Consider the following 18490-nt stretch of genomic DNA (forward strand, 5'->3'; position numbering starts at 1 on the left):
AGGGGATGCGCATTTGAGCTGCATGATGTTGATTTCGTGCCCCATTTTTTTATTTCCGCCCCATGACTTCGACCATGGTTCCAGACTTGATCAGTTTCACATTGCCGCTACGGCCCGGCGAATTGACGAGATATTCGGCGCCGGGTCCTGTCTGTTCTTGGGCGTCCTGAACCGAGCGGAGAACGAGCGACAGGCGCGCCGCCATCTGTTGCGCGACGGTGATGACTTCAGCTTGTTCCGGCGTCAGTTCGAGCGTTGCGGTGGACCCCAGCTTGGTCTTTTCACCGTTCTCGTCCTCTTGGATCGTCTGATCGATCGCCAGCACGCGAATGTTGCGAAGGACGGTTTCCGTAATGTATTGCTTCGCCTGGCCCTGTGTTTCGATCTCGTGGACCATGATGACATCGACATAGTCATCGGGAAGAATGAAGCCGCCCGCCGATGTCTCGGAGGCAATCTGCGTCGCCACAGCGCGCATACCGGCCGGGAGTTGCGCCGACATGAAGCTCTGACCCTTGCCGATGAGCTTTGCTTCACGAACCGGTTCGCCCGTGAATATGCGCAGTCGAACCGTAGAGCCCTTGAGTTCCTCGACGGCGTTCGGACGGTCGGCACGCTTGATATATCCGTCGGCAAGGGCATCGACCGGCCAAGGCTGCCAGCGCAGCTGGCCGTTCAGTTCCGTGCCGACGCCGAGATTGTCCGTGGCAACGAGAATATCCTGTAATTTCATCTGTGGTTGGGGTGCTGACTGTACGACGGTAACGTCGGGCTTCATCTGCGTCGCGATATAGCCCGCGGCGCCCGCGGCAGCGACCGCGACGGTCAAAATGACAAGTCGTGCTCTTTGCATTCAATGCACCCCGTTAGACTTTTGTCTAAGATTACCCACGGTTGCACTTTGACTTGCCAATCGTGTAATTATGGTTAACGCATTGCTTAAATCTATGCTTAACGGCGTTTAACCGTTAGACTTTCGATCTATGAATACTCAGCGGGTCAGTTTGAGAACGTCAGTAGCTAATAAGACGCAGCAGAACGTCGCGCATGGCGACATGGATCATGGCTTCTGAAACGTCGATGCGGGCCGCGTGACCATCGTCATCCAGCCGCTCCCGCCGTATGTATTGGTATTCAATTGAGTTCTTGGGCAAGCCCGATGAGAAGCCCTTCAGGCCCGCGAATGTAGCAGAGCCGATACAAGTCTTTATACTGGACCACTTCGCCGACGAGTTGCGCGCCGTGGGCACTCAGTCTTTCAAGCGTCTCGTCGACATCGTCCACGGTAAACATGGCGCGCAGGTAGCCCAGGGCGTTGACCGGCGCTTTCCGATGATCTGCGACGACAGGCGGTGAAATGAAGCGCGAGAGCTCGAGCCGGCTGTGGCCGTCCGGCGTGCGCATCATGGCAATCTCGACGTGCTGATCGCCCAGTCCGGTGACGCGTCCCGCCCATTCGCCTTCGATCGTCGCCCGCCCTTCGAGTTCGAGGCCAAGGTCGCGAAAGAAATCGATCGTCGCTTCGAGGTCTTCGACGACGATTCCGACATTGTCCATCCGCTTTAGGGCCATGTTCAAATCTCCAGGGTGTCGTTCCAATCTACAAGGTGACGCCCAGTCTAACAATGCACGCTTCTAATGGTTTAGATCCAGGAAAAGCCCTGGGATACGAACTCAATCAGAGGTGCGCCAGGCGATCGATAACCCATTGGCATAGGGGGGAGCTTGGAAATGCAAGGAGGCCGGCGCCGCCAAGGGCGATGCCATAGGGGACGCCCTCTTCCTTGCGCGCAAGCCGCCGCATGAACTCGATCCGGTCCGCATATATTATGGCAGCATGGGAATTGCGGTAGTTGAGAATTGCGAGGGTAAGCAGGCCGCCCAGCACAGACATCATCAACAAATATTCGGCAAGGCCCATGTTCCAGCCGAGCCAAAGCGCGGTCGCTGACATCAGCTTGGCGTCGCCGCCGCCCATCGTGCCGGTCGCGAAAAGGCCGAATGTTACCGTGAGAACCGCAGCGCCCGCGGCAAAATGCATTGCATAGGCTTCCCAGCCCATGCCGGTCAGCGGCGCCAGGATTACAAATGAAACGACAAGGATGAGCGAAACGCGATTTTGAATTGTCATCGACAGGAGATCGGAGATCCCCGCAAAGGCCATTGCAAACGGAAAGATGACGAGGATGGCGGCTTCAATCATGACCTTACCTGTTTGGCGCCTGGGCAACCTTGTCCGCAAGGGAGCCGTAAAGGGTCTGTACCGATGATCCAAGCACGTTCGCGCCGGCCAGAATGGCGATGCTTAGGATCGAAGCGATGAGCGTATATTCAATAGCCGTAGCGCCGCACCGGTTGTGCAGGAAGCGAGCGAACACGTCGAGGATCGCATTCATCGTGCCTGTCATCTGGACTGTCCTCGCTCGTACCACTGGTTGCGCCTGATCGAACGCTAGTGGCAGCGAATTTCATTCATCTTAAGGAACACCGTTACAAAATAGTAAAGCTTTGGCAACTCGAAATAGAGGTGACTAAAAGGTAAATCGTATAGTTAGAATTTGCATAAAATTTTACCGTTTGTACGTCGTCTTGCGCCGTTATGATTAACAAAAGCTTTGCGGGTTTAAGCTTTCCTTCACCAATCCACGCCATGTTTGAGAAGCATTCGTTTCGAGGGGCTCTTATCCATGGTCGGCAATAAATTCCACACTGTTTCTGCGTACGGATTGACCATCGCCTTGGCGCTTGTCGCCATTGCGCTCGCCCCCGCCCCCGCGAGCGCCGATACGGGCATCCATGTGATCATGAACCAGGCAAGAATATTGAGACTCGCGCGTCCGGCGGATACGGTCGTCGTCGGCGATCCCGCCATTGCCGATGCGGTCGTCAAGGATGCGCGCACCGTAATTTTGACGGGGAAAGGCTTCGGCATGACCAATATTGTCATTCTGGACGCCGATGGCAGCCCGATTGTCGATGATCAGGTCATGGTGAGCCGCAGCGTTGCCAACACGACGCGCGTCTATCGGCGCGCTTTCGTCCAGACACTTTCCTGTACGCCCTATTGCGAAACAGCGCAGAAGACGACTGCCGAAACCGAATCCGATCAAAAAATCGGCGGCAACTGAGCTGGCGCTACTCACGGTTGAAAAATCGTGAAGGAATTTACTGCAATTTCCACCGCGGATCGAACGGGATTCTAACTTCTGAATGCTAGGAATTTTCTTGCCTTAGGTGGTCGGGGAATTCCATCCATGTTCTACAACGATAAAAACAATCAATCGCACGAAGGTGTCGCGGCGGCCTCTGCCGCCCTACGCTGCACAGGGCGCGTCAGGCAAAGCCGGCTCGTGGCACTGCTTGCCCGCTTCAGGCGCAACCGACGCGGCACAGTTGCCATCGAATTTGCGATGATCGCGCTGCCATTCTTCCTGCTGATCTTCGTCATATTCGAAGTTGGAATGACCTTCATGGCGCAGCAGGTCATGGCAAACGCTACCGATGAAATCGCAAGGCGCTTGCGTACCGGCGAGTTAAGGGCTGCAAATATCTCGGGGAACCAGCTGCGCGACCGCATCTGCGCAAAGCTTATCCTGCCCGAAGCCGGCTGCGCCAACCTCGTCGTTGACCTGAAGACCTATGCGAACTTCACCAACGTTCCCGTCACCATCCCGCTAAAGCCGAATGGGGACGTCGATTCGACGGGTTTCATGAACAATGTCGGCGGTGCAGGCACGATCAACCAGCTGCGCGTTTTCTATCGCTGGCCAATCCTCACCAATCTCATGCGCAATCGTATCGAGACAATCGACGGAACGGGGAGGACTCTGCTGTTCTCTACCGCGACCTGGAGAAACGAACCGTTCGTCTGACGCTCAATTCCGGCATAGCTTCGAAAGTGTGACGCATGAACAACCAAAAACAACAAAAGACCACGAAATATTTGGGCCACATGGCGAAGCGCTTTATCGGCGACAAGCGAGGCGTCGCAGCGCTTGAATTCGCACTCATTGCCCCTGTCCTCATCCTGCTCTACCTCGGTACGGTCGAAACGACCGAGGGGGTAAACGTCAACAAGGACCTCGGCCGGGCGGCGACGATGGTGGCCGATCTCGTCACGCAACAAACGACTGTCACGACTGCCCAGCTCGGCGACATCATGAAGATCGGGCAGGCGACGGTGCTGCCCTATCGCCGGGATACGCCGCAGATCACAATAACCTCCATCGATATATCCGCCGCCGGCAATGCGACCGTCCTCTGGTCGCGGCGGGTGGTAAATGGGACCGAGTCAAGGCCGTTCAACGCTGGCAGCGCCGTGACGCTCGACGCCAATCTGCGCATCCCCAGCACCACTGTAGTGCAGGTGAAGGCCGAACTTGCCTATGTGCCGATCATCCCCTGGACGATCACCGGGCAGACGAACACGGCCGCCGGTGCTTCGGTTATCGGAATTCACATGTCGAAGAACACCTATGGCCGCATCCGGCAGGGCTCAAACGCGGTTACCTGCACCAACTGCTGAGGACGCTCCGCCACCATTGATTTGTCACGGCGCGCTGTTTGACCTATCTGTGATGTCTGATTTTACTCGGAGTATCGCATGGCTCGCGCTTTCCTTTTCGTTCTCGACTCCTTCGGCATCGGCGGCGCACCGGATGCCAAGGCTTTCGGCGACGAAGGTTCAAATACGTTCGCGCACATCGTCGAACGATGTGCTGCCGGCGAGGCCGACAAGGAGGGCCTGCGCCAAGGCCCTCTGCTTGTTCCCAATATGAGCTCGCTCGGCCTCTTCCACGCCGCCAACATCGCCTCGGCTTTTCCGGTATCATCGCGGGCCCCTGCCCCGGTCGGTTTGTGGGGCGCGGCCGAAGAAACCTCGAAGGGAAAGGATACCCCTTCCGGTCACTGGGAAATTGCCGGCGTTCCGGTGGCGTTCGATTGGGGCTATTTTCCCCAGACCGTCCCGACATTCCCCGAAACCTTGATCGCCGACACGGTTCGGCTTGCACAGCTTCCAGGCATCCTCGGCAACAAACACGCCTCGGGAACTGACGTGATCGAGGAACTGGGCGAAGAACACATCCGCACGGGCATGCCCATCTTCTATACGTCCACCGATTCCGTGGTCCAGATTGCCGCGCATGAGACGTATTTCGGGCTGGAACGCTTGTACAAGCTTTGCGAAACCGTGCGCGAGCTGGTCGATCCACTGAATATTGGCCGCGTTATTGCCCGGCCATTCATCGGTGAGGCGAAGGAAACATTCGAGCGCACCGGCAATCGCCGCGATTATTCCGTGCCGCCACCAGAGGCGACGCTGCTGGACCGCCTTACCGATGCCGGCCGCATGGTCATCGCCATCGGCAAGATCGGCGATATCTATGCGCATAAGGGCGTAGGTCAGGTGCGCAAGGCCAACGGCAACATGGCGCTCTTCGATGAAACCCTTGTCGCGATGGACGACGCACAGGATGGCGACCTCGTGTTTACCAATTTTGTCGATTTCGACATGCTCTACGGCCACCGGCGCGATGTCGCAGGCTATGCGGCAGCGCTAGAGGCCTTCGACATGCGCCTTCCCGAGGCTATCGCCAAGCTCCGTCCGGGCGATCTCATGATCCTTACCGCCGATCATGGCTGCGACCCGACCTATCAGGGCACGGACCACACGCGCGAGCGCGTTCCGGTGCTTTGCTACGGTCCGGACCTGCCCAAAGGCTCGTTCGGCGTACGCCCGACCTTCGCTGATATTGGCGAGACGGTCGCCGCCCATCTCGGCGTTGCCCCCGGCCTCCACGGCAAGAGCTTCCTCAAGGGCACGGGAGAGCGCAGCCCAGATGCCTGAACTACCTGAGGTTGAAACCGTCCGGCGCGGTCTCCAACCCGTCATGGAGGGCGCGACCATACTTGGCGTGGAGCAGCGGCGCCCCGACCTGCGCTTTCCCTTCCCCGAGCGCTTCGCCGAGCGTTTGACGGGACGGCGCATCGAAGCGCTCGAACGGCGCGCCAAATATCTCATCCTTCATCTCGATAATGGTCTTGGCGTCATCAGCCACCTTGGCATGTCGGGATCCTATCGCATCGAGCAAGGCGAAGCGGCGGAAACGCCCGGCGATTTTGCCCATGAGCGCTCGAAGAACGCGCTGCACGACCACGTGGTGCTGCAACTCGCCGCCAAGGACGGCAAGACGAGCCGCGTCGTCTATAATGATCCGCGGCGCTTCGGCTTCATGCTCTTTGCCGAGCCCGGCGAACTCAACAACCATCCGCTGATCAAGGGTCTTGGCACCGAACCGACGGGAAACCGCCTCGACGGCGCCTTGCTGGCGAAGCTTTTTCACAAGAAGGCGGCGCCGTTGAAGGCGGCACTTCTCGACCAGAGGTTGATAGCCGGGCTTGGCAACATCTATGTCTGCGAAGCGCTGTGGCGCGCCGAACTCTCGCCCATGCGGCCGGCAGGGAGCATTTCCGGCAAGGATGGAGCGCCGACCGATGATGCAAAGCGACTCGCGACAGCGATCCGGGCTGTCATCGTTGACGCGATCAAGGCCGGTGGATCGAGCCTCAAGGATTACCGGCAAGCCGATGGCGAACTTGGCTATTTCCAGCATTCGTTCTCGGTCTATGACCGTGAAGGCGCCCCGTGCCCGCGCAAGGGTTGCAATGGCACGGTGTCGCGTATTGTCCAAAGCGGGCGCTCGACCTTCTATTGCCCCGTGTGCCAGCATTAGCGATTGAGGAGGATCAACCATGACCTATGAAAACATCATCGTCGAGACGCGCGAAAAGGTGGGCTTCATCCGGCTCAATCGTCCACAAGCGCTCAATGCGTTGAATTCGGCGCTGCTCGCAGACCTTGCAGGCGCACTTGAAGCGTTCGACAAGGACAACGATATCGGCGCGATCGTCATCACAGGGTCGGAAAAGGCTTTTGCCGCCGGCGCCGACATCAAGGAAATGCAGACGCTTGCATTCGCCGACGCCTATCTCGGCGACTATTTCAGCGAGTGGGAACGCGTGACCCGGCTGCGCAAGCCGTTGATTGCTGCGGTCGCTGGCTATGCGCTTGGCGGAGGCTGCGAACTCGCCATGATGTGCGACTTCATAATCGCCGCCGACACCGCGAAATTCGGCCAGCCCGAGATCACTCTCGGCGTAATGCCGGGAATGGGCGGATCGCAGCGCCTCACCCGTTCGGTCGGCAAGTCGAAGGCAATGGACCTGTGCCTGACCGGGCGTATGATGGATGCGGCCGAGGCCGAGCGTTGCGGCCTGGTGTCCCGGGTGGTTCCTGCGGCGGACCTTGTGGCCGAGGCCGTCAAGGCGGCCGCGAAGATTGCCTCCTTCTCGCTCCCCGTCGTGATGATGACCAAGGAGACCGTCAACCGCGCTTATGAGACGACGCTCTCGGAAGGCTTGCGCTTCGAGCGCCGGGTGTTCCACTCGATGTTTGCCCTCGAGGACCAGAAGGAAGGCATGGCGGCCTTTGCCGAAAAGCGGGCGCCGTCCTTTAAAAATCGCTGAACGAAAATATCCCCGAATTCATCAGCGATTCCAAGTTGACGCAAAAGCAAACGTCATCTATAAGCCCCCCAACGTTCGGTGGCCCCTCGGCCACCCTATTATTTTGTGACGGCTGCTTTCAGGCTGCCGATTAGCTGACAGAAAAGAGAGGCATCATGGCCAACACTCCTTCGGCCAAGAAAGCGGCGCGCAAGATCGAAGCCCGCACCGAAGTCAACAAATCCCGCCGCTCGCGCGTGCGCACCTTCCTGCGCAAGTTCGAAGATGCGGTTGCAAGCGGCGACCAGGCGGCTGCCGCCATCGCCTTCCAGGCTGTCGAGCCGGAAGTCATGCGCGCTGCCTCGAAGGGTGTCCTTCACAAGAATACTGCCTCGCGCAAAGTATCTCGCCTCTCGGCTCGCCTGAAGGGCATGTCTGCTTAATCAGACCTTCATATTTATATTTGAAAACCCGGCATCTATTTAGCCGGGTTTTTTTATTTGAGCCTGATTCTGGGAATAAATTCGTTACCCGGGGAAAAGATTGTGGCTTATCAAAACCATGACATCTGGTGGTCACAAATCGATTAGGACAAAAAGCGTCAATCATCAATTTGTGTGTGTTTTCAACGAGTTATAAAAGGTAGTAATTATAACTCGGGACCGTCCGGTGGAATCTCCGACCACACCCGCTGTCAAGCGTAAATTTATAAATTTTTTTTCTGTGGGTCTGGTCGCAGTGCAACAAAATCTGAGCCTCAAAAAAAGCCTTGAATCCGAACGGTTTTTCCAAGTTGAGCCGGGGACACTTAAAAAAAATCAAATTCCATTAACCTTTTATTCATCAAAAAACCCTTGGGCCGGACTTGCTCTTCCTGCAAAGGTTTTTGTAAGGTCCAAGACATCGAAGGGGTGGGCAAAACCCATTTAACAGGCTTATTAAATTGTGGGTTCGGGCGCAGATTTGACCGTTTGCGTAACGAGTGGTTTTTGTCAGTACTCAGCCCATCGGGGTTGGGTTGTTTCATAAATCGAGCGGGTTGGCGACGCTGGCGTGAGCCGGGCGTAAGGCTTTACGCGCCTAACGAGAGGGATGCGAACGTGGTTGTGACAGACATTCTGAACAAGTCTTATTCAGGACAACACTGCGTAATCGCCAAATCCTCAATCTGTTAGATACGGCATTAACCAGACGGGCCACTGGGGCGGCTCGTCGGTCATCACTGCCTGACGGTGACACGTCGGCAAATATAAAACACGGGCGTCTCTACGACCCGAATGAAATACCAGGATGAGGCGATGACAATGACCAGCGGAATAATGGAAAACGGCACAAATGCCATGGTCCCGCTCCATGTGGATGAGGGGAAAGACATGGCTTCGGCCGGCAGCGAAATGATATTCGAGCGTGTCAAAAGCAAGCTCAAGGCGAAACTCGGCAGTGAGGTCTATTCGAGCTGGTTCGGCCGCTTGAAACTCGACGAAACGTCGAAGAGCATCGTCCGGCTGTCCGTGCCGACCGCCTTCCTGCGCTCGTGGATCAACAATCATTATTCCGACATGATCACCGCGCTCTGGCGCGAGGAAGAAGAGCAGGTTCTGAAGGTCGAGATCGTCTTCCGCAGCGCCAGCCGTGCCATCCGGCCGATCTGTGACGCCGAGGCACCCCAGCGTGCCGAGACCCGTGCGCTGGCCCGTGACAAGCCGGTTTTCCCGGTCGGCACCACCTCGCAGGAAAAGAAGGCTCCAGCGCATTTCGCCGATCGTTCGCAGAACTCGGTTTTTGGCTCGCCACTTGATCCGCGCTATACGTTCGAGACATTCGTCGACGGTACGCCAAACCGCGTGGCTCTTGCTGCCGCGCGCACCATCGCCGATGCCGGCGCCAGCGCCGTCCGCTTCAATCCGCTGTTCATTCATGCGTCAGTCGGGCTCGGCAAGACTCATCTCCTGCAGGCTATCGCCGCAGAGGCGCTGAAGCGTCCGGAGCGCGCCCGCGTCGTCTATCTCACCGCCGAATATTTCATGTGGCGCTTTGCGACAGCAATCCGCGACAACAATGCGCTTTCGTTCAAGGAACAGCTTCGCGATATCGACCTTCTGATCATTGACGACATGCAGTTCCTGCAGGGTAAGTCGATCCAGCACGAGTTCTGTCACCTGATCAATACGCTGCTCGACAGTGCCAAGCAGGTCGTCGTTGCTGCCGACCGTCCGCCTTCCGAGCTTGAATCGCTCGATGCCCGCGTGCGCTCACGTCTGCAGGGCGGCGTTGCCCTGGAAATGATTTCGCCGGACTATGCGATGCGTCTCGAAATCCTCAAGCGCCGTCTCGCTGCTGCCCAGCTCGAAGATCATTCGCTGGATATTTCCATGGAAATTCTCGACCATGTCGCCCAGTCCGTGACCGGCAGCGGCCGCGAACTTGAAGGCGCGTTCAACCAGTTGCTGTTCCGCCAGACGTTCGAACCGAACCTTTCCGTCGACCGCGTTGATGAACTCCTCAGCCATCTCATGCGTGGGGGCGATGCCAAGCGCATCCGCATCGAGGAAATCCAGCGCATCGTCGCTCGCCACTACAACGTATCGAAGCAGGACCTCTTGTCGAACCGGCGTACACGCACGATCGTCAAGCCGCGCCAGATCGCCATGTACCTGGCCAAAATGCTGACGCCGCGTTCCCTGCCGGAAATCGGCCGTCGTTTCGGGGGTCGCGATCATACCACTGTCCTTCATGCCGTGCGCAAGATCGAGGACATTGTCGGCAAGGACCAGAAACTTTCGCAGGAACTCGAACTGTTGAAGCGCCTGATCAACGAACAGGCCCAATAGGACACATCTTATCAACAGAAAGCCTGCGGTATGGTACGCTGATGCCTGCCGCAGGCTTGCTTTTTAAGGCGAAGTTCTGCCAATTTGCTTGACCCTGGGGAATAAGCGCCCCGCACCGGAGGAGGATTGCAGATACGCCGCCCTCCTGCCGGAATAGAAGTCAGCGAGACCGGTTTATCATGCGTGTAACTCTTGAACGTTCCAACCTTCTGAAGTCGCTCAATCATGTCCACCGCGTGGTCGAACGGCGCAATACCATTCCGATCCTGTCGAATGTCCTGCTCAATGCCGACGGCGCCAGCCTCGCCTTGAAGGCCACCGACCTCGATCTCGAAGTGACGGAAGCAACAAGCGCGCAAATCGAGCAATCCGGTGCGACGACTGTTCCGGCCCACCTCCTCTACGACATCGTCCGTAAGTTGCCGGACGGCGCAGAGGTGATGCTGGCCACCAATACGGATGGCAATTCCATGGCCGTCACGTCCGGCCGTTCGAACTTCCGCCTGCAGTGCCTGCCGCAGTCCGACTTTCCGGAGCTGACCGCTGGCGCGTTCAGCCACACCTTCCGCATGCCGTCGAGCGCGCTGAAAAGCCTCATCGAGCGCACGCAATTTGCCATCTCCACCGAAGAGACGCGATATTATCTCAATGGCATCTATTTTCACGCCATCGAGAGCGACGGCAAGCTGAAGCTGCGCGCTGTCGCCACCGACGGCCATCGCCTTGCCCGCGCCGAACTCGAAGCGCCCGCTGGTGCCGAGGGCATGCCGGGCATCATAATCCCGCGTAAGACCGTCGCTGAGTTGCAGAAGCTCGTCGACGATCCGGATATTACGGTGACTGTCGAACTCTCCGAGACCAAGATCCGCTTCACTATTGGATCGGTCGTCCTTACCTCGAAGCTCATCGACGGTACGTTCCCGGATTATCAGCGCGTCATCCCCTCGGGCAATGACAAGAAGCTCTCGATCGACCGGCAAAGCTTTGCTTCGGCTGTCGATCGCGTCTCGACGATCTCGAGCGAGCGTGGCCGTGCCGTAAAGCTTACCATCGGCGATGGGCTGCTGACGCTGACCGTCAACAACCCGGACTCCGGCAGTGCGACCGATGAGATTGCAGCGGATTATGACGCCGATCCGATCGAGATCGGTTTCAATGCCAAGTATCTCCTCGATATCACTGCGCAGTTGACCGGTAGCGAGGCGGTGTTCATGTTGGCCGATGCCGGTTCGCCGACACTGGTGCGCGATACGGGCGATGAAAATGCGCTCTATGTCCTCATGCCGATGCGGGTTTAGGGCAATCGCCGCAGCATCCAATGGGTGAACTTGTTATAGTCCCGTCACCCTCCTCTGCGTGGAAGCGCAGTCGGGGGTCGAGTGGCCTTCCAGGGGGCATGCGGTAGGCCTCTATGGAAAATAGTCTCCCACCTGCCCGCGTTTCGATCAGCCGGCTGAAGCTCGCCAACTTTCGCAACTATGAAAGCCTCTCGCTGCGGCTCGGGCCATCGCATGTGGTGTTGACGGGTGAAAACGGTGCGGGGAAGACCAATCTCCTCGAAGCGATTTCGTTTCTTTCGCCTGGCCGTGGATTGCGGCGCGCCGTTTATACGGATGTAACCCGCAACGGAGCGCCTGACGGTTTTGCCATCCATGCCGCCATTGAAACGGAGGAAGGCTCGGTCGATGTCGGAACCGGCCTTGCCGGCAATGCGCCGGGCGAAAGCGGACGGCGCGTCCGCGTCAACGGTGTCACCGCCGCAAGCGCCGATGAACTTCTCGACTACGCGCGTATCCTCTGGCTCGTGCCGGCGATGGACGGCCTCTTTACTGGCCCCTCCGCCGACAGGCGGCGTTTTCTCGACCGCATGGTTCTCGCCATAGACCCGGCTCATGGCAAGCGCGTTCTCGATTATGAAAAGGCGATGCGCAGCCGTAATCGACTGCTTACCGAAGAGCGCTCCGACGACGCCTGGCTCGATGCAATAGAGACGCCGATGGCCGAACTCGGCATAGCGATTGCCGCAGCGCGCGCCGAACTGATGCGGCTGATCAATGACATGATCGAACGCTCGCCCGACGGCAGTCCCTTCCCCAAGGCCGATTGCCTCATCGAGGGCGCACTTGAGCAGCGCATTGGCATTGAGGCGGCAACCGATGTGGAGGAGATTTTCAGGCGAGCGCTCCGTGATGGCAGAAGCCGCGACCGCGCTGCCGGGCGCACGCTTGACGGGCCGCACCGCTCCGATCTCCTCGTCCGCCACCGGCCAAAAGCGATGCCCGCTGAGCTATGCTCGACAGGTGAGCAGAAGGCGCTGCTGATCGGTCTTATCCTTGCGCATGCGCGCCTGACTGGAAGGCTTGCCGGCATGGCGCCCATCCTGCTGCTCGATGAAATAGCCGCACATCTCGACGAGGGCCGCCGGGCGGCCCTGTTCGACATTATCGAGGAACTTGGCGGCCAGGCATTCATGACCGGCACGGACACCTCGCTGTTCGACAGCCTTCGCGGACGGGCGCAATTCTTCAACGTGTCGCACGGTGCGGTCGCGCCGAATTGATCGCTATTCCCTCGGCATGTTGTCGGGTTCAGTCGCCATTCCAACTTTCGGCGGCGATTTATCAGCGAAAAGCAGATGCCAGGCGAGCAGAACTGGTTCGAGGATTACAATACCGAGCAAAATTCCAGCCAGGCGGTTCAAACCCGGCTCCGGCGCGGCATTCATGTAGTTGTCGGGAACGAGAACGACAAGGAAAGCAAGCGCGAACTGGATGCCGATATAGCTCGTCGCCGGATTGCCGTTCTCGACGTGCCGTCCGATGATCACGGCAACGCAAAGGGCAAGCGTCATCAGCAACGGCGAGTGATGGCTGCTCAACAGGACCGCGATGGCAAGCACGCCGCCGGCAGCGCAACCGACAAAGCGCATCGCGATCTTCGAGGTGACCGGATTCAATACGCTTGATTCAAGCGTTGCCACGGGCAACAGCATGACGGCCATGATGGTGACGCTCGACTGGCTGAGCGAGGCAAAGCCTGTCCACCGCCAGATGAACGGAATGAAAGCCAGCGCGATCCCGGCCTGGAGCGCATGGAGCGCAGCGCCCTTGTGCCAAAGCGTTGCCGCCGGGGTCGCGAGGGGCGTCGCAGTCTTCGGCTCGTCTCGCCGCAGCGCGCGGCGAATGGTCCAGTTGGACAAGGCGCTGACGATGATGCAGGCAAATGTGCCTGCAAGGATTTCGACGATACGCGACCGGGCAAAGGGAAAGACCGAACTCGCGGGCTGCATCATGCCTTCGATCAGGATCATGCAGAAGGTAAGTCCCGTAAAAAGCCAGGCATAGCTGCGCCGGCTGACAAGCGCGAAATAGAGCGTCGTTGCCCCGATCAGCGCCAAAGCCATGGCGAGCGGCAATGGTTTGTCGGCGATAAGCGGCGCGAAGATAAGCGCAACGATCGCGCCTGCTATCGTTCCCGTGATCCGCAGCGTCCCGCGCATGAAACTTTCCGACAGCCGCGAGCGCATGACGGCATAGCCGCTGAATGCTGCCCATCCGACATATTGCGCCCCAAGCGCATGGGCGAAGACAATTGCAAGCAGCACCGACAGGACGCATTCAAGCTCGTCGACGAGCCGGGGCCCCGGGCGGCCGACCGAACGGAGTTCATCCGTGATCGCCTTCCAAAGGCTGCGGGAGACACCGAAGAGATGCCGAATGAAGTTCATGGGGATGTTTTAGAGTTTTGCACACTTAAATAGAAGCGCTCCAGGGATACAAACGCGCGGCGCCGTTGCCAGCGCCGCGGGGCAGAGTTGCTGTTACTGCGTCACCAAGGGCTGCAAGGCAGGCGCGACAATGACGGCCGGCGGGTTCCATTTTCCCGTGAGGGCCTCGGATCGCGGCCCATAGAGCCGCATCGTCAGGTTGAACGGACCTGCAGGCGCGGGCAACCAGTTGGCTTCCTTGTCAGCGCCAGGGCTCTTGTTCTGGAAGTAGAGATCGAGCGAACCGTCGGCATTATAGCTGAACGGCATCCAACTGCTGACAGCAAAGCGATTGAGCGGATTGCCAACCTGGAAGCCCTCCATATCATAGAGCGTGACCGACCAGAATGCATCGACCGGCGGGAGTGATTGCTTGTCGAAATGCAGGGTGTAATTCCGGGCGCCGGTCAGAGGATCGCCTTTTTCATCAGCGAGATTGAGCGGGTAGATCGCGTCCTCAGGCAGGTTTGCACCCAGACCGAGTTGCGCAACAATGGCCCGCTTGAGGTAGTAATTGCCGTAAACGCCCATCGTATCGGTATTCATCGACCAATAATTGGCGACGCGAGCAAGCGTCGGCACCTTCCACTCCATAAGCTTTCGCGCTTGGGCGGGCACGTCTTGCAGCCCTTTTGCAACGGCCGGATCGAGCTTGCCTGCGTCGAAGCTCTTGCCGGGTTCGATGCCGATCCGCTTCATGCGTGCGATGATCGGCTGATCGGTGATATGCGGCGGATTGATTTTCAAGACGTCGGCCGCGTAGGCGAAGAATTCGTTTGCGGACATGCTGTCGACTGTCTTTTTAGGCGGCGTCTTCATATCGACCGAGGGATCGACCGTCACCTTGGCGGCTTCTGCAGTCTTTCCCCATTGCGATAGCGGAGTGATCTTGTAGCCCGCCTGGATCTTGTGAACCGCGTCGTAGTCTTCCGGTCCATCGGTCTTGGTACGGCCGATGATCCAGACATGGGGTGTCGGCGCGTCTATCCGCTGGAGGCCATCTGGCAGATCTTTGCCTTGCCAGCCGGGTGGCACCAGCACGTAATCGGCCTTGGCCGTACCGGTGGTCCGCCAGCCGGGTGATGCGAAGACGTCCGACCACAGGTCGAGCATGGGAAGGAGGTAATAGCGCCCGCCGGTATCGGGTGCGGATACGACCATAGGCTCCTTGGTCATGTCCAGCCAGGCGGAGGAATAGAGCGTGTCGAAGTTGGGCCTGACCACATCGCGGTAGTCGGCGGTCGGAAATTCCGGAACGTTGACGAAGCTGTTGGCCGGCCCTCGCCCCATGACTTTACCAGCCTCGATATTTGTTGCTTGCCGCCGCGTCACATCCATCGTCACCATGGGATAGAAGTAGACATAGGCATCTATGCCGATCGTCGTGGCCTCTTCCTCGGTAATGGCGTCAGCTGCTGCTGCGCCATGAACCAATGCGCCCATAACAATGAGCGCGGCAGCCACGTGTCTTGTTATTCTCACTTTCATGTTGGCCTCCGTTGAAAGTCCGCGCGCCATTCATTGGTTCCATGCAATGGGCTTGCGTCCGGTTTTCCTGAGATCGTCTGGTTTCGCGTCACAAGCTGCGACGCCGATGCGGCATGAAACTGCGTGGAAGATTTGCGTGAGTTGGAACTGCATCACAGCAAAAGCATTCTGCTTCCATTGGTGACCAGCAACCCGTTCACACGCAAGTATGTTACGGTAACACACGTCTGGATTGTGTTGAGTTGCTCCGAGAGGTCGGCGAAAGGCGCCGGACTTATCAAACGCTTTGTGAGTAAGTCGCCTTGCAATATTGGACTTTTGACATACCAACTAGGGACAAGACCGATTCATCTGCCACATACATTCGTCATGGAGCGTATTCAACATGTGGAATCAGGTTTACAACCCCTTCAATAACGCCGTTCTATCGACTATCGCCGCATCGATACCTGTTGTCGTGCTGCTTGCGATGATCGCCTCGAATAAGGTCAAGGTGCACATCGCCGCCATCATCGCCCTGGTCGTCGCCAATCTTGTCGCCATCTTTATCTTCACAATGCCTGCCGGCATGTCGGTCAGGGCATCGCTGCTTGGCGTTGTAACCGGCTTCTTTCCAATTGGCTGGATCGTCCTCAACGTCATATTTCTCTACAGACTCACCGTCGAGAAGGGCATCTTCGAGACGCTGCAGAACACCATCGGCGGCGTTACCCGGGACAGACGCCTGCAGATCCTGCTGATCGCCTTTTCTTTCGGCGCCTTCTTCGAGGGTGCGTCGGGATTTGGCACGCCCGTCGCAGTCACCGCGGCGATCCTTATCGGCCTCGGCTTTTCGCCGCTTGCCGCATCGGGCCTGTCGCTGATTGCCAACACCGCCCCGGTCGCCTATGGCGCGCTCGGCACACCCATCGCCGGCCTGTCGAGCGTGACCGGCATTGACCCATTTCTGCTCGGCGCCATGGTGGGACGGCAATTGCCGTTTTTCTCACTGATCATACCGTTCTGGGTCGTCTGGGCGTTTGCCGGTTGGAGAGGCATGAAGGAAGTCTGGCCTGCCATTCTCGTCACAGGCGTTTCCTTCGCCGTGCCGCAATTCCTGATTTCCAATTTCGTCAACCCCTGGATCGTCGATATCGGCGCTTCCCTGATCTCCATGGCCTGCCTCATAGGCTTTCTTCGCATCTGGCAGCCGCAAGTCATCTGGACCTCGGCCAAGCTGCGTATTCGCGACGACTCGGCAAGCCAGGTTCCACCGGTGAAGACAACCAAACGTGAGCCGACGCGAAAGGAGGTCTGGGCCTCACTGACGCCGTGGATCATCGTCTGCGCAGTGCTTCTGCTTTGGGGTACTGATTGGTTCAAGGGCATGGTCAATCCATGGGCAACGTTGAGCTACGAGGTGCCGGGCCTTAACAACCAGATCATGAAAGTCGCGCCGATTGCTGCCACCCCGACGCCGGAAAAGGCAGTCTTTGCCTTCACCTGGCTCTCCTTTACCGGATCCGGCATGCTGATCGCCGCCATCATTTCCGGCTTCATCATGGGTTACAAACCACTTGAATTGATCACGGCCTATGGCCGGACGATCAAGCTGTGCGCCTACTCGCTGATCACGATCTCGGCGATGCTTGCCATCGGCACGCTCACCCGCCTCTCCGGCATCGATGCGACGCTCGGCCTCGCTTTCGCCGCGACTGGTGTACTCTATCCCTTCTTCGGAACATTGCTCGGCTGGCTGGGTGTCGCCCTGACGGGATCGGATACCGCCTCCAACGTGCTCTTCGGTAATCTGCAGAAGATTACCTCCGAACAACTCGGTCTTTCACCGATACTGATGAGCGCGGCCAATTCGTCAGGCGGCGTCATGGGCAAGATGATCGATGCCCAGTCGATCGTCGTCGCCTCCACCGCTACCAACTGGTACGGGCATGAGGGGACGATCCTGCGCTTTGTCTTCAAGCATTCGATCGTGCTGGCCTGCCTCGTCGGCATTCTGGTCATGCTCCAGGCCTATGTGTTCACCTGGATGATTGTCACGCCGCCTTGATTTTGGCCCTCGAGCCTGACCAGTGCGGGCCCGAGGATCAACGTCGAGCAGATTACGTCCGTGTGATCGAGACACCGCCATCGACCAGCGAGGCCGTGCCGGTCACGAACGAAGCGTCGTCGGAGGCCAGGTAGAGCACGGAGCGCGCCAGTTCCTCCGCGGTCGCGACCCGCTTCAAGGCATGAAGGTTGGTGATGAATGCCTTTGACTCAGGCGTAGTGTTCATCTCGCGGTACATGTCCGTATCGACCGCACCTGGCAGGATCGCATTGACGCGTATATTCTGCGGTCCGTACTCGGCGGCCAGCGACTGGGTGAGGCCTATAATGCCGGATTTGCTGGCGGCATAGGCAGCAACGCCCGGGAATGCGAAGCTGTAGCCGACGAAGGTGGACGTGAAGATGATCGATCCGCCACCGTGCCTCAGCATCTCCGCGACCTGATGCTTGGCGGCAAGGAAAGAGCCGGTCAGGTTGATCGCAATGGCATCGTTCCAGCCTGCTTCAGAAACGCCGGTTGTTGGGCCCGCTTCTCCCATAACGCCGGCATTGTTGAAGGCGATGTCGAGCCTGCCGTAATGTTCCGCAGCGAGTTGGACGAGGCCCTTGGCATAATCTTCCGAACGCACGTCGCCGGCAAGGGCAACGGCATCGCCGCCATCGCTCTCGATTTCGAGCACCAGTGCATCAAGCTCTTCCTTGCGCCGCGCGCCGACGACAAGCTTTGCGCCCTCCTTGGCGAACAGCTTTGCCGTCGCCCGACCGATACCGGCGCTCGCACCGGTAACGATCGCCACTTTTCCAGATAATCTGCTCATGTTCTTCTCCTGATGTCTGATGCGGGCTGAGGGTC

The 18490-nt window shown here is 58.3% G+C and carries 17 protein-coding genes and 1 pseudogene; 11 read left to right on the forward strand and 7 right to left on the reverse strand.

Annotation, left to right across the window (positions count from 1 at the left end):
- Nucleotides 1-49: 49 nt before the first annotated feature.
- From cpaB to BLR72_RS17340, 4 genes are all read right to left on the reverse strand, one after another.
- Nucleotides 50-853 (reverse strand): Flp pilus assembly protein CpaB, encoded by an 804-nt coding sequence (cpaB, locus tag BLR72_RS17325; protein WP_027230430.1) that lies wholly within the window; start codon nt 851-853, stop codon nt 50-52.
- Between the two features lie 281 nt (nt 854-1134).
- Nucleotides 1135-1572: a VOC family protein gene (locus BLR72_RS17330; RefSeq protein ID WP_091950591.1), complete on the reverse strand. Its 438-nt coding sequence runs from the start codon at nt 1570-1572 to the stop codon at nt 1135-1137.
- 106 nt (nt 1573-1678) lie between these two features.
- Nucleotides 1679-2203: an A24 family peptidase gene (locus BLR72_RS17335; RefSeq protein WP_091919898.1), complete on the reverse strand. Its 525-nt coding sequence runs from the start codon at nt 2201-2203 to the stop codon at nt 1679-1681.
- 4 nt (nt 2204-2207) lie between these two features.
- Entirely contained in the window at nt 2208-2408 is a 201-nt protein-coding gene (locus tag BLR72_RS17340; RefSeq protein ID WP_228017117.1) for a Flp family type IVb pilin, read from the reverse strand.
- A 279-nt stretch (nt 2409-2687) separates the two neighbouring features.
- Here BLR72_RS17340 and BLR72_RS17345 point away from each other — a divergent pair, with 279 nt between their 5' ends.
- The 10 genes and pseudogenes from BLR72_RS17345 (at nt 2688) to recF (ending at nt 12897) form a co-directional block, all read left to right on the forward strand.
- Nucleotides 2688-3128, forward strand: coding sequence for a pilus assembly protein N-terminal domain-containing protein (locus BLR72_RS17345; protein ID WP_027230434.1), 441 nt, complete (start codon nt 2688-2690; stop codon nt 3126-3128).
- Between the two features lie 126 nt (nt 3129-3254).
- Nucleotides 3255-3872 carry a TadE/TadG family type IV pilus assembly protein gene (locus BLR72_RS17350; RefSeq protein WP_091950593.1) on the forward strand — a complete coding sequence of 206 codons (618 nt, stop codon included), beginning with the start codon at nt 3255-3257 and terminating at the stop codon, nt 3870-3872.
- 35 nt (nt 3873-3907) lie between these two features.
- Nucleotides 3908-4525 carry a TadE/TadG family type IV pilus assembly protein gene (locus tag BLR72_RS17355; protein ID WP_091950594.1) on the forward strand — a complete coding sequence of 206 codons (618 nt, stop codon included), beginning with the start codon at nt 3908-3910 and terminating at the stop codon, nt 4523-4525.
- A 78-nt stretch (nt 4526-4603) separates the two neighbouring features.
- Entirely contained in the window at nt 4604-5848 is a 1245-nt protein-coding gene (locus BLR72_RS17360; RefSeq protein WP_091950596.1) for a phosphopentomutase, read from the forward strand.
- Complete coding sequence (mutM, locus tag BLR72_RS17365; RefSeq protein WP_091950598.1) at nt 5841-6734, forward strand: bifunctional DNA-formamidopyrimidine glycosylase/DNA-(apurinic or apyrimidinic site) lyase; 894 nt, start codon at nt 5841-5843, stop codon at nt 6732-6734. Before BLR72_RS17360 ends, mutM begins: the two co-directional genes overlap by 8 nt.
- Nucleotides 6735-6753: 19 nt before the next feature.
- Nucleotides 6754-7527 carry an enoyl-CoA hydratase gene (locus tag BLR72_RS17370; protein ID WP_091950600.1) on the forward strand — a complete coding sequence of 258 codons (774 nt, stop codon included), beginning with the start codon at nt 6754-6756 and terminating at the stop codon, nt 7525-7527.
- A gap of 155 nt (nt 7528-7682) precedes the next feature.
- Entirely contained in the window at nt 7683-7949 is a 267-nt protein-coding gene (gene rpsT, locus BLR72_RS17375; protein ID WP_027230438.1) for a 30S ribosomal protein S20, read from the forward strand.
- Nucleotides 7950-8879: 930 nt separating this feature from the next.
- Nucleotides 8880-10337: pseudogene (dnaA, locus tag BLR72_RS17380) on the forward strand (chromosomal replication initiator protein DnaA); the annotation flags it as partial.
- Nucleotides 10338-10516: 179 nt separating this feature from the next.
- Nucleotides 10517-11635, forward strand: a complete 1119-nt coding sequence (gene dnaN / locus BLR72_RS17385) for a DNA polymerase III subunit beta (protein WP_091950601.1) — start codon at nt 10517-10519, stop codon at nt 11633-11635.
- A 113-nt stretch (nt 11636-11748) separates the two neighbouring features.
- A complete protein-coding gene (recF, locus tag BLR72_RS17390; RefSeq protein ID WP_091950603.1) occupies nt 11749-12897 on the forward strand; it encodes a DNA replication/repair protein RecF in 1149 nt (382 codons plus the stop codon).
- A gap of 3 nt (nt 12898-12900) precedes the next feature.
- On the opposite strand, the gene BLR72_RS17395 is transcribed toward recF, so the two are convergent.
- Together BLR72_RS17395 and BLR72_RS17400 are read right to left on the reverse strand one after the other, a co-directional pair.
- Nucleotides 12901-14064 (reverse strand): FUSC family protein, encoded by a 1164-nt coding sequence (locus tag BLR72_RS17395; RefSeq protein WP_091950605.1) that lies wholly within the window; start codon nt 14062-14064, stop codon nt 12901-12903.
- Between the two features lie 93 nt (nt 14065-14157).
- Complete coding sequence (locus BLR72_RS17400; protein WP_244506748.1) at nt 14158-15546, reverse strand: DUF1254 domain-containing protein; 1389 nt, start codon at nt 15544-15546, stop codon at nt 14158-14160.
- Between the two features lie 430 nt (nt 15547-15976).
- On the opposite strand from BLR72_RS17400, the gene BLR72_RS17405 reads away from it, so the two are divergent.
- A complete protein-coding gene (locus BLR72_RS17405) occupies nt 15977-17638 on the forward strand; it encodes an L-lactate permease (RefSeq protein ID WP_091950607.1) in 1662 nt (553 codons plus the stop codon).
- Between the two features lie 52 nt (nt 17639-17690).
- Here BLR72_RS17405 and BLR72_RS17410 read toward each other — a convergent pair whose 3' ends face one another.
- On the reverse strand, nt 17691-18455 hold the full coding sequence (locus tag BLR72_RS17410) for an SDR family oxidoreductase (protein WP_091950609.1): 765 nt from the start codon (nt 18453-18455) through the stop codon (nt 17691-17693).
- Nucleotides 18456-18490 lie beyond the last annotated feature (35 nt).

This window comes from Phyllobacterium sp. YR620 (genome assembly GCF_900104165.1).
GTDB lineage: Bacteria > Pseudomonadota > Alphaproteobacteria > Rhizobiales > Rhizobiaceae > Phyllobacterium > Phyllobacterium pellucidum.

Bases quoted from the DNA above. Each gene is read 5' to 3' on its own strand.
- cpaB (WP_027230430.1), bottom strand. From the start codon at position 853: ATGCAAAGAGCACGACTTGTCATTTTGACCGTCGCGGTCGCTGCCGCG.
- BLR72_RS17330 (WP_091950591.1), bottom strand. From the start codon at position 1,572: ATGGCCCTAAAGCGGATGGACAATGTCGGAATCGTCGTCGAAGACCTC.
- BLR72_RS17335 (WP_091919898.1), bottom strand. From the start codon at position 2,203: ATGATTGAAGCCGCCATCCTCGTCATCTTTCCGTTTGCAATGGCCTTT.
- BLR72_RS17340 (WP_228017117.1), bottom strand. From the start codon at position 2,408: ATGACAGGCACGATGAATGCGATCCTCGACGTGTTCGCTCGCTTCCTG.
- BLR72_RS17345 (WP_027230434.1), top strand. From the start codon at position 2,688: ATGGTCGGCAATAAATTCCACACTGTTTCTGCGTACGGATTGACCATC.
- BLR72_RS17350 (WP_091950593.1), top strand. From the start codon at position 3,255: ATGTTCTACAACGATAAAAACAATCAATCGCACGAAGGTGTCGCGGCG.
- BLR72_RS17355 (WP_091950594.1), top strand. From the start codon at position 3,908: ATGAACAACCAAAAACAACAAAAGACCACGAAATATTTGGGCCACATG.
- BLR72_RS17360 (WP_091950596.1), top strand. From the start codon at position 4,604: ATGGCTCGCGCTTTCCTTTTCGTTCTCGACTCCTTCGGCATCGGCGGC.
- mutM (WP_091950598.1), top strand. From the start codon at position 5,841: ATGCCTGAACTACCTGAGGTTGAAACCGTCCGGCGCGGTCTCCAACCC.
- BLR72_RS17370 (WP_091950600.1), top strand. From the start codon at position 6,754: ATGACCTATGAAAACATCATCGTCGAGACGCGCGAAAAGGTGGGCTTC.
- rpsT (WP_027230438.1), top strand. From the start codon at position 7,683: ATGGCCAACACTCCTTCGGCCAAGAAAGCGGCGCGCAAGATCGAAGCC.
- dnaN (WP_091950601.1), top strand. From the start codon at position 10,517: ATGCGTGTAACTCTTGAACGTTCCAACCTTCTGAAGTCGCTCAATCAT.
- recF (WP_091950603.1), top strand. From the start codon at position 11,749: ATGGAAAATAGTCTCCCACCTGCCCGCGTTTCGATCAGCCGGCTGAAG.
- BLR72_RS17395 (WP_091950605.1), bottom strand. From the start codon at position 14,064: ATGAACTTCATTCGGCATCTCTTCGGTGTCTCCCGCAGCCTTTGGAAG.
- BLR72_RS17400 (WP_244506748.1), bottom strand. From the start codon at position 15,546: ATGGGCGCATTGGTTCATGGCGCAGCAGCAGCTGACGCCATTACCGAG.
- BLR72_RS17405 (WP_091950607.1), top strand. From the start codon at position 15,977: ATGTGGAATCAGGTTTACAACCCCTTCAATAACGCCGTTCTATCGACT.
- BLR72_RS17410 (WP_091950609.1), bottom strand. From the start codon at position 18,455: ATGAGCAGATTATCTGGAAAAGTGGCGATCGTTACCGGTGCGAGCGCC.